The sequence below is a fragment of the Nostoc sp. GT001 genome (assembly GCF_030382115.1).
Taxonomy (GTDB): domain Bacteria; phylum Cyanobacteriota; class Cyanobacteriia; order Cyanobacteriales; family Nostocaceae; genus Nostoc.
The window spans coordinates 3762505-3777903 of record NZ_JAUDRJ010000003.1; the positions used below are offsets into that span (position 1 = coordinate 3762505).

Sequence of the window (15399 nt, forward strand, 5' to 3'; positions counted from 1 at the left end):
GGTTTATCTTCAATACTTAGTCAGTTGTCACTTGCCAAGATACAAGCAAAATTACTAGGTTTAAAGATTCAAAAAAATATTTTTATTCAGATTATTATATAATCGATAGAACAATTAATCTTATGGCTCTCGTAGTTTTCCACAGATGAGGAAGACTTACTACTATTTACAAAAGCTAACTATATAAGTAATTCCCCAATCCCCAGACCAGGGTTTATCTACCACAAGTAAGCGAGAGTCAATTATCTTAAGGGAAAGTTCGGGGCAAACTTAGCCTAAGTTGTCATGCAGTCGCGCCTGTCAGATCATGATCTGCTGCTTAAATCCCGATTGCTCAAATCCCCTGAATCCCAATGGAAAGAAGTTTTGCCAAAGTTGTAGCACCCCGCTGGTGTCACTTTTAAGAAATCGCTTTCGTGTCATCCGAGTCCTTTCAGATGAGGGGGGATTTGGCAGAACCTATCTATCAGAAGACGTAGATAAACTCAATGAACGCTGTGTTATCAAGCAATTAGCCCCAAAATTCCAAGGAACTTGGTCGCAAAAAAAGGCGATGGAGTTGTTTGCAGAAGAAGCGCAGCGATTACAAGACCTGGGGGAACATCCTCAAATTCCGACTTTGATAGCTTATTTTGAGCAAGACGGCTGCCTATATTTGGTGCAGCAGTTTATTAATGGAGATAATTTGTTAAAGGAGTTGCAACAGCGCAAGGCTTATAACTCTAGAGACATTCAATCTATTTTGCTAGATTTACTACCCATCCTAAAATTTATCCACGATCGCAAAGTTATTCATCGAGACATCAAACCAGAAAATATTATCCGCAATAAGAATGATGGGCGATTATGCCTGATTGATTTTGGCTCCTCAAAGCAATTTACCGCCAAAGTTCAGCAGAAATCTGGCACATCCATTGGTTCGCATGGTTATTCTCCCCTAGAACAAATTAGAGATGGCAAAGCTTTCCCCGCCAGCGACTTGTTCGGTGTGGGGGCTACCTGCTTTCATCTGCTAACGGGAAATTCGCCGTTTCAGTTGTGGATGGAATCTGGGTACGCCTGGGTAAGTAATTGGCGAGAATATTTACGGAGTCCGATAAATCCTGAGTTGGATTTTGTCATCGACAAGCTTTTAAAAAAAGATATCCAGGAACGTTACCAGTCAGCCGAAGAAGTTTTGAGAGACTTAACTCCCAAACAACTCCTCGCCCTGCCACCTGCGGGTAAGTCATCTGGGAAATTACCACCAACTAAAGCACCAGTTTTACCAAAAAGTTATCCCTTACTGAGAATTTTAATCTTAGTAAGTGCTTTCATTCTGTTATTTGGATTCAGCGAATCTTGGTATAAAAATTTTCGCCGGATTCAAACCAGTTTGGTCTCTAGGTTGATTCAACACAATAGTCCTGGTAAAAATGACGCGATTTTGAGTCAGATTAGCTTGGGTAAGGTTTCCTTAGCTAACACCCTCCAAGGACACGAAAACTCAGTTTTATCTGTCGCCATCAGTCCCGATGGTAAAACCATTGCCAGCAGTGGCGACGATCGCACAATCAAACTTTGGGATCTCGCAACCGGAAAACTAATCTCTTCACTCAACGGGCATTTTCAGCAGGTGAATGTCGTAGTGATTAGCCCAAATGGCAAACTTCTGGTTAGTGCTAGTGATGACAACACCATTAAAATCTGGAATCTGGCAACGCGCAAACAAATTCGCACTCTTATAGGGCATTCTGACTCAATTCATGCCCTAGCCATCAGTGCTGATAGCGAGACTCTAGTTAGTGCTAGTGATGACAACACGATTAAAATCTGGGATTTGGCAACAGGAGAGCAAATTCGCACACTAGCAGGGCATACATTTTGGGTGCGATCGGTGGCTATCAGTCCTAATGGTGTGATTCTGACCAGTGGCAGTTTTGACAAGACGATCAAAATCTGGAATTTAGCAAAAGGATACCCAATCCGCACACTAGAAGGAAATTCTCAAACAGTGACAACTGTGGCTATTAGCCCAAATGGTAAAATCTTAGCCACTGCTAGCCGCAATCGCACCATCAAACTTTGGAATTTAGCTACCGGAAGAGAACTTCGCACATTAGCGGGACATAAGAACACTGTCACATCCGTAGCCTTCAGTGCCGATGGTAAAATTATTGCTAGTGGTAGCCGCGATCGCACTATCAAACTGTGGAATACAGCAACAGGAGAAGAAATTCTCACATTGGCGGGGCACACCAACACCGTCACATCTGTTACCTTCACTCCTGATGGCAAAACCCTTGTTAGCGGTAGTGAAGATAACACGATTAAGATTTGGCGGTTGTCTCAATGAATGGGGATTGGGGATGAGGGAGAGTTAAGAATCTCGTTCATCCACCTTTGAACCCAATACTTTTCGGTTAAGGGGTAAAGGGGAAAGGGAAAGAGTTTGAATTTACCTTTACCCCTTGCNCCTTTAACCTTTCCCCAGCCCATGATCCCCAATTGCGATAAACTGTCTCAAATGGGGAGGGGTAAAAATGAGCAGCATCATCAACCATCGCCGCGATCGCAGGTTTGGGATTAAAATAACAAAGCTGTTTTCAGTTTGGCAGCAAGTATTTGGAGAAGCACGCACCCGGATTTTGCTCTGGTACTTGCTGATTTTGGGGATAACATTTCTCATCGCCATTCCCGCCTTTCGCTATAACCTCTACCACCGCATTGATGAGCGAGTTCGTCAAGATATGGTAGAAGATATAGCGGCTTTTAATGCCTTAATTAAAGGTGAAACCTTTGCTACAGAGGATGCGCTGACCGAGGACGATCCAGAAAACATAGTGATTGGGCCAGAGCAATTGAAATGGTTGCTGGCCGGAAAAAAACAAATCGCTCCTCCCACTTCCAAAGAAGATTTGATTAGGCTTTTCAGAGCTTATTTGTTATATCGACTACCAGAAGATGACTCTTATTTCATTACCTTTGTTGATGGTGAATTTTATAAGTCTAGCCCTAGAGCGCGTCCCAAACCACTTGCCAAGGAATCACCACTCATGGAACGGTGGGCAAAACAAACTAAGCCAGAACACGGAGAAAAAGAATTTTCTGACCCCGATCTCAGTAAAATCCTTTACATAGTAGAACCGATTAAAATTAATGGAAAAATGCGAGGTGTCTTTGTTGTTGCCCATAAAACAGATGGTGAGCGAGCAGAGACACTAGAAGCAGTTTCCGTAATTATTGAAGTTTCTAGTTTAGTGTTTGTGGTGTCGTTCATTCTGGCGTGGTTGGCGGCGGGACGGGTGCTAGCTCCCCTACGGACAATTACTACCACTGCCCATGCAATTAGTGAGTCAGATTTAACTCAGCGCTTACCTACGCAAGGTCAGGGAGAACTGGCAGAACTAGCAACGACATTCAACGAAATGATGGACAGACTAGAGGCAGCTTTTGCCACCCAGCGAGAATTTGTCAACGATGCGGGGCATGAACTCAGGACTCCCATTACCATCATTCGCGGCCATTTGGAACTAATGGGAGATGATCCTCAAGAGCAACAGGAAACCTTGGCACTGGTGATCGGAGAATTAGACCGGATGAGCCGTCTGGTGGATGATATGATTTTGCTGGCAAAGGCAGAACGCTTGGATTTTTTGCAGTTAGCGACGGTGAATGTAGCAGACTTAACCCAAGAGTTATTTATCAAAGCCCAAACTCTGGCAGAGCGAGATTGGCAAATAGATGCGGTGGCAAAGGGTCAGATTATAGTCGATCGCCAGAGAATTACTGAGGCTGTAATGAATTTAGCCCAGAATGCGACTCAGCATACTGGAAAGAATGATACTATTTCCATAGGTTCTGCGATCGCTAAAGGAAAAGTGCGTTTCTGGGTACGCGATACAGGCGAAGGCATTCCCCTTATCGATCAAAAACGGATTTTTGAACGTTTTGCTCGAACTTATAACAGTCGTCGTCGTTCCGAGGGTGCGGGATTGGGGCTGTCAATTGTCCGAGCGATCGCCCAGGCGCATGGTGGACAGGTATTGCTTCGGAGTCAACTAGGAAAAGGTTCGATGTTTACCATTGTTTTACCCCTCGATCCCCCGCAGGAGATGAGTGCTTATGCCCAACATTCTCATCGTTGAAGATGAACCCCGCATTGCCTCATTTATTGAGAAAGGATTGCGATCGCAAGGTTTTACAACGACAACAGTTGCCGACGGACTCCATGTTGTGGATGTTATACACAGTGGAGCTTTTGACTTACTAATTTTGGATTTGGGATTGCCTGGAAAAGATGGATTTCAGGTATTGGAAGAACTGCGGGGACAGGGAGAAGATTTGCCTGTAATTATTCTCTCGGCTCGGAGTGACATTCACGATAAAGTTGCTGGATTAGAAGGAGGCGCAGATGATTATGTCACCAAACCTTTCCGATTTGAAGAACTTCTGGCGCGGGTAAAGTTGCGTTTGCGATCTGCTAGGCCAGTGAGAGACACCCAAGAGTTTATCCTCACAGTAGGTAATGTGGTACTCGATTTGCGGACTCGACGGGTAAAAGTAGGCGATCGCTTTGTAGAATTACCTGCTCGTGAATTTACAATGGCAGAAATGTTTTGTCGTCATCCCGGACAAGTTATTAGTCGAGAACAACTCCTAGATTTCGTTTGGGGTTACGACTATAATCCAGGTTCTAATATTGTTGATGTCTACGTTGGTTATCTTCGCAAGAAACTAGGCAGCAACATCATTGAAACCGTTAGAGGGATGGGTTATCGCTTGCGAATATAATACCAATCGTGTCAATAGTCCTTGCTAATAAAGGGAAATTCGTAGACAGGGAGAGACATTAACGATTATCATCATCACAGTTCGTAAAGACGATCGCAAAGGAGCGATCGCACTCAAAAATGGAGCAAATGACTATTAGATATCTTGCAAAAGTAACAAATGCCAAGATATTGGGGTGCATGTTAAAGGTTAAGGGGTAAGGGAAAATTCCATACCTTTACCCTTTAATCCTTAACATACACCCCACTTCTGCAAGAAGTCTAGATTACCAAGCCATTTCGCTTCAGTGACTTACTGGAACGAATTGAAATCCATCTAAGTCGTGGTTGAGTATGAAACAGCACAGTAAGTTTGATAAACTGGCCTCTAAGCAATCAAATAGCCGCTTGCAACTATCAAATCACAGTATTTCTAGACATTGGTTTAGCTATTTGAAGGTTGGTCAAAAAATCGGTATTGGATATGCACTGCTTGTCAGTATCGCCGTACTGGGAACTACTATGGGTTTTTTAATTGCAGATCATTACAAGGAGAAGGCACAAAAACGGGAAGAAGCAGCGTTTGAAGAGTTATATCAAGCCTCACAGCTAAAAACGAGTGTGTTTTATGTCCGCACCACTCAACACCAAATGATTCTCTACATGGATAGACCAAACCTATGGAAAAAAAATTACACTGAATTACTAGAGTATGTTTCCGAAGCCCGACAAGTTTGGTTTGAATTAACAGCAAATTATACTATTAATAAGCCAAATTATAGTTTTGTAAGTGGAAAAAAAACAGTTTATCCTCTGTTGCAGAATTATAAAGGTTTTAGCGCTTACTTACAGCGCACAGAAGCTTTTTTTAAAGAGAATAATCCCAATAATTTATCACCAATAGAGATTAAGAGAGCACAAGCTCAATTATTCAATTTTATGCATGGCTCGTCAGTTTTTTTGATGGATGACTTTCTCAATGACATCAGCAAGCTTGTGAAAGTTACAGCCGAGGAGTATCAGCAAGCAAAACAGGAACTACAAACAGCGGAAAAATTACGCTTATACATTATCGTCGGCAGTCTGTCACTATCAATTGCGATCGCCACATTACTAGCAATTTACACCAGCCGCGCCATTGCTCGTCCCATTCAAGCTGTTACCCATATTGCCCAACAGGTTACAGAAGAATCTAACTTCGATTTACAAGCACCCGTCACGACTAATGATGAAGTTGGCATCTTAGCTACTTCCCTCAATCGTCTTATCCAGGAAGTTCAGCAACTCATAAAAGCTCAAAAGGATAGTAATGAACAGCTAGAAGTATATAGCCAGGTTCTAGAAAAGAAAGTACGCGAACGGACGCAGGAGTTAGATGAAAAAAATCAACGCTTAGAATTGGCGTTAGCGGAACTGCGTCACACCCAAGCACAAATCGTGGAAAATCAGCAAGGTAAGTAGGGATTACCCACATTTTTGTAACATAGGACTAGCCCTAGTCCTGAATGGCACTAAGTTAAGCCGTATAGTAGGCAGCGTAAGGGTTGCAGAGGGGCAGAGGGGCAAAGGAGCAGAGGGGAAAGAGTTTGCAACAAAGCACTTTGCTCAAGAGTTCTCCATCATCTTGTTTTTTGTTAGTGCCATTCGGACTAGTCCTCTAAAACTAACGAGGCTGTCAGGAATTGCTAATCAAACTATACTGCTTAGTTGATTTCTGCAACGAGTTAGCCCTGATTGCGCGGAACATCCCGAATCGGCACAGACCCGCGCTGAATGCTAGCCGCATCAGTAGGAGGGTAGGTACTTCTCGCAGAGATTTAATGAAACCAGATAGACCAAAACGCACCAATCCCTCTGGTCGAGTCACACCTTGCCAGATGGAATCTAGCCAAGAAGGAAGTGTTTGTTTCGTCCAGTCTGTCGTTATCACTTCCCCCTCAACTAATCCCGTTGCTGCCAAAAGCTCGGAAAAGCCTTCAATACTGGAAAAAGCCGGATGCGACCACTGATCTAATAGTTGCCGCATTACCCGTTTCTCCCAAAAATTGAGCGGTTTTTGGCGATCGTCTCTCTGATTCCAGTCGGCTAAAACCATCACTCCACCGGGTTTTAGCACCCGGATCAACTCTCTGGCAAAAATGGCTTTATCTGGCATGTGTGGCCCGGCTTCAATCGACCAAACTACATCAAAACTAGCATCTGGGAAAGAAAGTGCCATAGCATCATCCACAAGAAACTGCACATCAAGTTCCTCTTGGGTTAACTGCTGGGCGCGTTGGACTTGTTGGGGACTAATGGTAATACCTGTGACTGCGAAACCGTAATCTCGTGCCAAGATGCGACTGCTACCTCCAATTCCACAGCCAACATCTAAGACAGTAGTGCCAGGGGGTAATTTATCTAAACCACCCCAACGTACCATTTCATGCACAAAGTCAGATTTAGCGGTGAGAAAATCCTTTCGTTGTGGTGGCGAACCATAATGACCTAAGTGGATATGTTCACCCCAGTAGAATTCCAAAATACCGTCTTCAGTCCATTCGTCATAGGAATTGGCTACGGAGTTAGATGATTGATAAGGCCTCGCAGTAATTAGATATAACGCTAGCAACAGCATCATTAGTGCCAAGAAAACTCCCAGCGTCGAAAAAAACCAACTCATGGAAATAAAACCTTAATCTTTTCTAACAACAAGTTTATCCAATTGTTAGAATGCAAGCTGTCCAAATTTATCACCGAAGCAGCGCTGAGTTACCAATGTTAAAACCATTCATACAAATGGAGGGTTTTGAAACCTAAACTTTCAGTTACCCTGAAGTTAGTTGCCTAATTAATATTGATTGTTCCATAACATAGAATAGATGACTGAACAAACTTCTAGAATTTGTATCCTTGGTGGAGGCTTTGGTGGTCTCTACACAGCCCTGCGGTTAAGTCAATTACCTTGGGAATCTACGCAAAAACCCGAAATTGTTCTAGTAGATCAAAGCGATCGCTTCCTATTCTCTCCTTTACTTTACGAATTACTCACTGGCGAACTGCAAACCTGGGAAATTGCCCCACCCTTTGAAGAACTTTTACAAGGCACAGGGGTGCGTTTTTATCAAGGGGTTGTGTCTGGAATTGACATTGACCAGCAACGGGTAAATATCCAAGAAGGCCCGGAAATCCCTTACGACCGATTAGTGCTGGCGCTAGGAGGTGAGACACCGCTAGATTTAGTCCCTGGTGCGGCAGCCTACGCCTACACATTCCGTACAATCTCTGATGCCTATCGTTTAGAAGAACGCCTGCGATTTTTAGAAGAATCGGATGCTGATAAAATTCGGGTAGCGATCGTTGGGGCTGGCTACAGTGGTGTAGAGTTAGCCTGTAAGTTAGCCGACAGACTAGGAGAAAGAGGACGATTTCGGATAATTGAAATCGCCGACCAAATCTTGCGAACTTCCCCAGAGTTTAATCGGGAAGCAGCAAAGAAAGCCTTAGATGCCCGTGGTGTGTTTCTTGACTTAGAAACCAAAATCGAATCAATCGAACAAAATAGCATTTCCCTAGAGTACAAAAACCAGTTAGATACGATTCCCGTGGATTTGGTAATTTGGACTGTGGGAACTAGGGTTGCGCCTGTAGTAAATTCTCTTGCTCTCAAGCAAAATCAGCGTGGTCAAATCACCACTACATCCAATCTGCAAGTCCTCGATCATCCAGAGATCTTTGCCTTGGGAGATTTAGCAGACTGTCATGACGCTGAAGGACAGCAAGTTCCCGCCACCGCACAAGCCGCTTTTCAACAAGCTGATTATACTGCTTGGAATATCTGGGCAACTTCGACTAATCGCCCCCTCCTTCCTTTCCACTACCAACAGTTAGGAGAAATGATGGCACTAGGAATAGACAACGCCACTCTCACTGGTTTGGGAATTAAACTAGATGGTCCCTTGGCATACGTCGCTCGTCGTGCTGCTTATTTATATAGATTGCCAACTTTAGACCATCAGCTGAAAGTTGGTTTTAATTGGCTATTCCGTCCGATTATAGAAACACTTTCTCGGTAACTTTCAAGGTTGGGAATTGGGCACTTGTACTGAGTTTCGACTGCGCTCAACTACCGCGTTCGCGTAGCGTCTCGAAGAGAAGTCGAAGTATGGGGCATTGGTAAAAAAACCAATACATTTACGATGATTTGTTTAATTTCCGCCAATCTACTTAGCAGATGCTAGACTCTACCCACAGAAGCTCTTAACAAGCCAAAATCTAAAATTCAACATTCAAAATTTTCAAACTTTAATGGAACAACCGAAAGTTATTTTTTTAGATGCTGTGGGTACACTCTTCGATGTCAAAGGTAGTGTGGGCAAAGTTTATAGTCAGATAGCCCAGGAATTTGACGTTACAGTTTCAGCCGAAACATTGAATACAGCTTTCATCAAAAGCTTTAAAGCTGCGCCGCCACCGATATTTCCAGATGCAGAACTGCAAGATATTCCCCAGCGCGAGTTTGATTGGTGGCGGATAATTGCCCTGAACACTTTTGAAAGTGCAGGTGTTCTTAAGGAATTTGCTGACTTTTCGGCTTTTTTTAGCGAACTTTACATTCACTTTGGCACTGGCGAACCGTGGTTTGTCTATCCCGATGTCTTGCCAGCTTTAATCAACTGGCGGCGATTGGGAGTTAGCTTGGGGGTGCTGTCTAATTTTGATTCTCGGATTTACTCAGTATTGCAAAGTTTGGGATTGAGAGAGTTTTTTACCTCCGTCACCATTTCTACGCAGGTACGTGCAGCTAAACCCGACCCGCAAATTTTTGCCATTGCCTTAGATAAACATAAATGTTCGCCAGAGGCGGCGTGGCATATTGGCGATAGCATTGTAGAAGACTATCATGCAGCTAAAGCAGCTGGACTCAGAGGCGTTTGGATTAACCGTCATTAGATCACAAACTTTGATAAACCTTCGGAAAAATAGTGGTTTCAGCCCACATCAATCATAAGACTAACAGGGTTTGTTAAGAGCGATCGCCTGATGAATTCCCCAGTCATCGCCAAGCCTATTACTCCAAAAACTTCCTATGTTCTGCTCAAACAATGAGAAATAAGGGAGATGGTGAAGAGTTAAAATTTAAAACATCCACTTCAGAAACCCCTTATCCCCACTCCCCACTCCCAACTCCGTTATTCCCCTGCTGCCCCAACACTCGTATGATCAACATATCAGGAAAACATAACAGCCAGATTTTTACCGCAAAACATGGGCAGTATTTGGGAAATCGATTTTTACTCTCGTCCGATTTTGGACGCTAATCAAAAAAAAGTTTGGGAAGTCTTAGTCTGCGAAAGCCCCTTGGATATCGGCACAAAAGTAGACTCTTTGTTTCGCTATACTCAATATTGTCCCAGTACCCAGGTAAATTCGGGCTGGTTGCGGACAGCATTGCAGGAGGCTATTGACCAAGCTGGAAAAGCACCAATTAAAATCCGCTTTTTCCGCCGCCAAATGAACAATATGATTACTAAAGCTTGCCAAGATATAGGCATTCCCGCCCAGCCTAGCCGCCGTACTTTGGTTCTCAACCAATGGTTAGAACAGCGGATGGAAGAAGTGTATCCTCAAGAGGCAGGGTATCAAGGGGGGACTAATCCCTCAGTCCGCTTGGAGAAACCTTTGCCGCAACGTTTACCGGATGCCTTGGAAGGACAGCAGTGGGTATTTGTTACTTTAAATGCTGCGGATTTTGCGGATATGCCAGAGTGGGAGATTGGTTTTGGTGAAGCTTTCCCTTTAGAGTTGGCGAAAGTTTCACCTGAAGCCCGTATTCCTGGTATTTTGATTTTCTCATCGAGAGCGCTACCCTTGGCTGGGTGGATGTCTGGTTTGGAGTTGGCTTTCTTAAGATTTGACACCAGCGAAGAGGCGAGATTGGTTTTAGAAACTGGTGTAACTGAAAGTTGGATTGTGGCAAATATCAAAAAACCTCAAATTTTAGCGGAAGCTAAAGGTTTTGAAGCAGCCAAGCAAAAAGCTAATGGAGTACATTTTATCGGTGTACAGTCCGATCCCAAAGCAGAATCTTTTGCTGGTTTTTGGCTGTTGCAAGAGGTTAATCTTTGAAAATGGGCAGGGGGCACTTCGGCTCATTTCGGCTACGCTCAATGACCAACGCTCAGTGACCGAGGAGAAGTTGCAGTAAGTTTTTTCCCTCTGTCTTTTGTGCCCAATGACGAATGACGAATGACAAATGACTAGATCCGTTGAGACATGACAATGATTTGGGATAATTAACTGCGTCCATCAGTGTGGATCTGCGGTTTTAAATCGTAACTGTAAAGAAACACTGATGATTTTTGGATAGTTATCTGCGTTCATCACTGGAAAGTGCGTAGGCGTACCCCGTCGTAGACATCGCACTTCTGTTGAGACAGCGTTGATATGCGGTTCAAAATCCACAATTCACTAAGGGTCATGGGTTCTGAAAATTTGTCACAAGATACACTCGCCGAACAGTTGCTGGAACTAGCTATAAAATCTGGAGCAGAAGCTGCTGAAGTGTATCAATCGCGATCGCTTTCTCGCCCAGTGTTTTTTGAGGCAAACCGACTCAAACAGCTAGAAACTAACCAATCTGAAGGCACAGCACTACGGCTTTGGCGAAATGGGCGTCCGGGACTAACGGTGGCTTACGGTTCTGTCTTAGCCGAAGTAATGGTGGAAAAAGCTCTGGCTCTAAGTCAACTAAATCAACCGGAAACTGTAGAATTAGGCTCTAACTTTCAGCCTGACTACCCCGATTTAGGAGAAAGTTTACCGATAGAGGTTTTGGTGGACTGGGGCAAAGAAGCGATCGCACTCATCCGTGATGCTTATCCCGATGTTGTATGCAATGGTGACTGGGAATGTGATATTGAAACCACTAGACTAGTCAACACCAAAGGTTTAGATTGTCACTATACAGACACTACCCTCAGCTGCTATATATCAGCAGAATGGGTGCGTGGTGATGATTTTTTAAGTGTTGCTGATGGTCAAACTAAGCGCGGGGAACTCGATCCAGAGAGATTAGCTAACCAAATTTTACAACGGTTAATTTGGTCTAAAGAAAATATCTCACCTCCTACTGGTCGTGTGCCGATTTTGTTCACTTCTAAAGCCGCCGATATGCTTTGGGGTACTGTACAAGCCGCTTTGAATGGCAAGCGAGTTTTAGAAGCAGCTTCACCTTGGGCAGAACGTTTGGGTAAAGAAGTAGTTGCACCCAGTCTCACCATGTACCAAGATCCAGAAGCTGGCCCTTACAGTTGCCCTTTTGATGATGAAGGGACTCCGACTCAATCTCTGGTATTTATCCAAAACGGGACTTTACAGCATTTCTATAGCGATCGCACTACCGGCTCTCAACTGGGTACTAACACCACTGGAAATGGTTTTCGCCCTGGTTTAGGTAGCTATCCCACCCCTGGTTTATTTAATTTTCTCATCCAGCCAGGTTCGGCATCGCTACCAGATTTGATTCAACAACTAGATGATGGCTTGATTGTCGATCAAATGTTGGGTGGTGGCGGCAGTATTTCTGGAGATTTTTCGATCAATGTCGATTTAGGCTATCGCGTCCAAAATGGTCAAGTAATTGGGCGTGTTAAGGATACTATGGTTGCAGGTAATGTTTACACAGCCCTGAAGCAATTGGTTACACTAGGCAACGATGTTGATTGGAATGGTTCTTGTTATACTCCATCTCTGATAGTAGAAGGGCTATCCACTACGGGGAGAAGTAATTAATTCGTAATGGGCTACGCCCCGCTACGCTAACGTAATTCGTAATTGGGGAGAGTGCTTTTGTATAGCGATCCTAAATTATTTGTGAATAATAATATCCCCGACTTCTTTAAGAAGTCGGGGATATGAGCCTTGATATAGACTTTTAAACCATCCTCTAAGATTCCACTAAACAGCTTTTTAGGAAAGATTTGTAATCCAAAATTTAAAATCCAAAACTGGTATGAATCAGCGTTTTCGCACCTGGTGGCAGCCTAGAAGAGGTTTAGCGATCGCCGAAGCCTGTATTATCGGTCTGGTTGCTGCTCTATCTGCGGTATTCCTGAAAGTAGGATCGGGATGGCTGGGGACATGGCGAGTGCATACTACCCACCTTTTGCCGGCATGGCTGGTACTACCTGCAATTGGTCTTGTCCTGGGATTTCTGGCTGGATGGTTGGTGGATAGATTAGCACCAGAGGCTTCTGGTAGCGGTATTCCACAAGTCAAAGCATCTCTTGCCAATGTGCCTGTGACATTATCTTGGCGGGTAGCAGGTGTGAAGTTACTCAGTGCCATCATCGCCATTGGTTCTGGCATGACTCTGGGACGGCAAGGCCCTACTGTCCAAGTAGGGGCTGGTTTGGCAGCAGGAATGAGTCGTTGGGTTCCGACTTCTCCAGATCATCGACGGCAGATGATTGCAGCGGGTGCGGGTGCGGGTTTGGCTGCTGCTTTCAATGCCCCGATCGCAGGTGTATTATTTATCGTTGAAGAGTTACTCCAAGATTTATCAGGATTGACTCTCGGAACTGCCATTATCGCCTCTTTTATTGGTGGCGTGATATCCCGACTTTTGGGTGGTGGCTCTCTTGACCTTAACTTGCAATTAGTAAAATCTTCCAGCCAATTCTCCATTCCAGAAATTCCCTTTTTCATCCTGTTAGGTATTTTGGCAGGCTTGTTTGGTGCATTGTTTAATCGCGGCATCATATTTAGTATTAAATTTTATCGAAGATTACACATCAGCTTACCGTTGCAGGTAGCTTTAGCTGGATTTATCTCTGGTGTTGTCGTGGCCATGCTCCCCCCATCCTTCCGTGATAATACGGGACTACGGGAGTCATTAATTACTGGAAGTTCCCATCCTAGCGTCGCCGCGATCGCCTTTGCGGCTCAGTTCATCCTCACACTGATTGCATTTGGTTCGGGAGCGCCGGGGGGATTATTCGCTCCCAGTCTGATTTTGGGTTCTTGCTTAGGACACATCATCGGTGTATCTGAGTTATATATTACTGGATCTGGTTCTCCTACTACTTATGCCTTAGCGGGTATGGGTGGATTTTTTAGTGCTGTCTCGAAAGTGCCAATCACAGCAATTGTGATTGTCTTTGAGATGACTACAGATTTCAACCTAGTGTTACCTTTGATGATTGTTTCTGTCGCAGCTTACCTGGTTGCGGATAAGGTAGTGCCTGGTTCGCTTTATGAGAAACTTTTGGAGTTAAAAGGTATTACTCTCACCAAAGAAGTTGCGATGGAAGGAGCATTAAGCAAGTTAACTGCAAAAGATGTGATGCAAGAACGGGTAGAAACTCTAGATGCAGAGATGAGCTTGGAAGAAGCAATGCAAGCTTTTGCTCATTCTCATCATCGCGGTTTCCCTGTGGTAGAAGATAGCAAGTTAGTGGGGATTGTAACGCAATCAGATTTGTTAAAAATCCGCGAGAGTACAAATCACACACTGCGCGATCGCAATTTAGCCGATATTTTCTTAAAAGAAATTATGACATCTGTCCCGATGACAGTATCACCAATTCACACCCTTAGTAATGTACTATATTTACTCGATCGCTATCAAATCAGTCGCTTACCGGTGGTAGATAGACGAAAACTGATTGGGATTATTACTCGTGCAGATATTATTCGGGCGGAGGCAGATCATCTCAATTGTGAAAATGCGACACCGAAACTGCGACCAGAACCTTCATACATAGTTTACCAGACGCGATCGCCCAGCACTGGTAGAGGTAGATTATTAGTACCCGTAGCAAATCCCGAAACAGCAGGTGTTTTATTACAAATGGCAGCAGCTATTGCCCGCGATCGCCATTATGAAATAGATTGCGTGCAAGTGATGCTGATACCCCGCCACAGTTCCCCATCAGAAACACAGGTAAGAACAGCAAAAAGTCGCCGCTTGTTACGACAGGCAGAAGTCTTAGCAAAAAAGTGGAAAATTCCCTTGCACACGCAGATTCGAGTTACCCACGATGTGGCGCAGGCAATTTTGGAAACAATCAACGAACAACACATCGACCTAATTTTAATGGGATGGAAAGGTAACACATCTACCCCTGGTCGTATTTTTGGTAACGTTGTTGACACCATAATTCGCCAAGCCACCTGCGAAGTCGTGTTAGTAAAATTAGGCACTACTTCCCACTCCCCACTCCCCACTCAGCACTCCTTTAACCGTTGGCTAGTTCCAGTGGCTGGTGGTCCCAATTCCCCACTGGCAATTAAATTGCTACCGGCTTTAATTACATTAGGAAACGATCCGAAAATTCGCCTGACACAGGTGTTTAAGCCATCTGAACTCAAGCCAGATATGTCAATTTCAGAACAAGCCATCCGCCATTTGATGCGTCGCCGCAAATTGTCGAGTACTGTAGTTGCTCTCCCAGTGCAAGCTAATTCAGTCGCCGAAGGTGTGATTAAGCTAGTGCAAACTGAAGGTTACGACGTTGTGGTTTTGGGAGCATCCCGCGAGGGATTGCTACAGCAAGCGATTCAAGGTAATATTCCCGAAGCGATCGCTTCTGGTGTCGAAAGTACAGTGATTTTGGTCAGGGGTGCGATTCAAAAATAAACTATAGCAATCCTAAATCATTCGTGA

Annotated in this window: 10 protein-coding genes; 9 read left to right on the plus strand and 1 reads right to left on the minus strand. The window is 44.2% G+C overall.

What is annotated here, in order from left to right:
• Window positions 1-307: 307 nt before the first annotated feature.
• The 4 genes from QUD05_RS19095 (at window position 308) to QUD05_RS19110 (ending at window position 6212) form a co-directional block, all read left to right on the plus strand.
• The gene (locus tag QUD05_RS19095) at window positions 308-2335 is read left to right on the plus strand and encodes a serine/threonine-protein kinase (RefSeq protein WP_289797450.1); all 2028 of its coding nucleotides are present in this window, start codon (window positions 308-310) and stop codon (window positions 2333-2335) included.
• A 187-nt stretch (window positions 2336-2522) separates the two neighbouring features.
• Window positions 2523-4127, plus strand: a complete 1605-nt coding sequence (locus tag QUD05_RS19100) for a sensor histidine kinase (protein WP_289797451.1) — start codon at window positions 2523-2525, stop codon at window positions 4125-4127.
• A complete protein-coding gene (locus QUD05_RS19105; RefSeq protein ID WP_289797452.1) occupies window positions 4105-4773 on the plus strand; it encodes a response regulator transcription factor in 669 nt (222 codons plus the stop codon). The genes QUD05_RS19100 and QUD05_RS19105 overlap by 23 nt, the downstream gene beginning before the upstream one ends.
• Before the next feature lie 332 nt (window positions 4774-5105).
• Complete coding sequence (locus QUD05_RS19110; RefSeq protein ID WP_289797453.1) at window positions 5106-6212, plus strand: HAMP domain-containing protein; 1107 nt, start codon at window positions 5106-5108, stop codon at window positions 6210-6212.
• Between the two features lie 214 nt (window positions 6213-6426).
• Here the strand turns inward: QUD05_RS19110 and QUD05_RS19115 are convergent, their stop codons facing one another.
• On the minus strand, window positions 6427-7413 hold the full coding sequence (locus QUD05_RS19115; protein WP_289797454.1) for a methyltransferase domain-containing protein: 987 nt from the start codon (window positions 7411-7413) through the stop codon (window positions 6427-6429).
• Window positions 7414-7612: 199 nt separating this feature from the next.
• Between QUD05_RS19115 and QUD05_RS19120 the strand changes: the two genes are divergently transcribed.
• The 5 genes from QUD05_RS19120 to QUD05_RS19140 all read left to right on the plus strand — a co-directional run bounded on the left by QUD05_RS19120 (window position 7613) and on the right by QUD05_RS19140 (window position 15372).
• Window positions 7613-8806 (plus strand): NAD(P)/FAD-dependent oxidoreductase, encoded by a 1194-nt coding sequence (locus tag QUD05_RS19120; RefSeq protein ID WP_289797455.1) that lies wholly within the window; start codon window positions 7613-7615, stop codon window positions 8804-8806.
• Between the two features lie 232 nt (window positions 8807-9038).
• The gene (locus QUD05_RS19125; protein ID WP_289797456.1) at window positions 9039-9683 is read left to right on the plus strand and encodes an HAD-IA family hydrolase; all 645 of its coding nucleotides are present in this window, start codon (window positions 9039-9041) and stop codon (window positions 9681-9683) included.
• 315 nt (window positions 9684-9998) lie between these two features.
• A complete protein-coding gene (locus QUD05_RS19130; RefSeq protein ID WP_289797457.1) occupies window positions 9999-10859 on the plus strand; it encodes a Tab2/Atab2 family RNA-binding protein in 861 nt (286 codons plus the stop codon).
• 351 nt (window positions 10860-11210) lie between these two features.
• Window positions 11211-12524, plus strand: a complete 1314-nt coding sequence (locus QUD05_RS19135; protein ID WP_289797458.1) for a TldD/PmbA family protein — start codon at window positions 11211-11213, stop codon at window positions 12522-12524.
• A 220-nt stretch (window positions 12525-12744) separates the two neighbouring features.
• On the plus strand, window positions 12745-15372 hold the full coding sequence (locus QUD05_RS19140) for a chloride channel protein (RefSeq protein ID WP_289797459.1): 2628 nt from the start codon (window positions 12745-12747) through the stop codon (window positions 15370-15372).
• Window positions 15373-15399 lie beyond the last annotated feature (27 nt).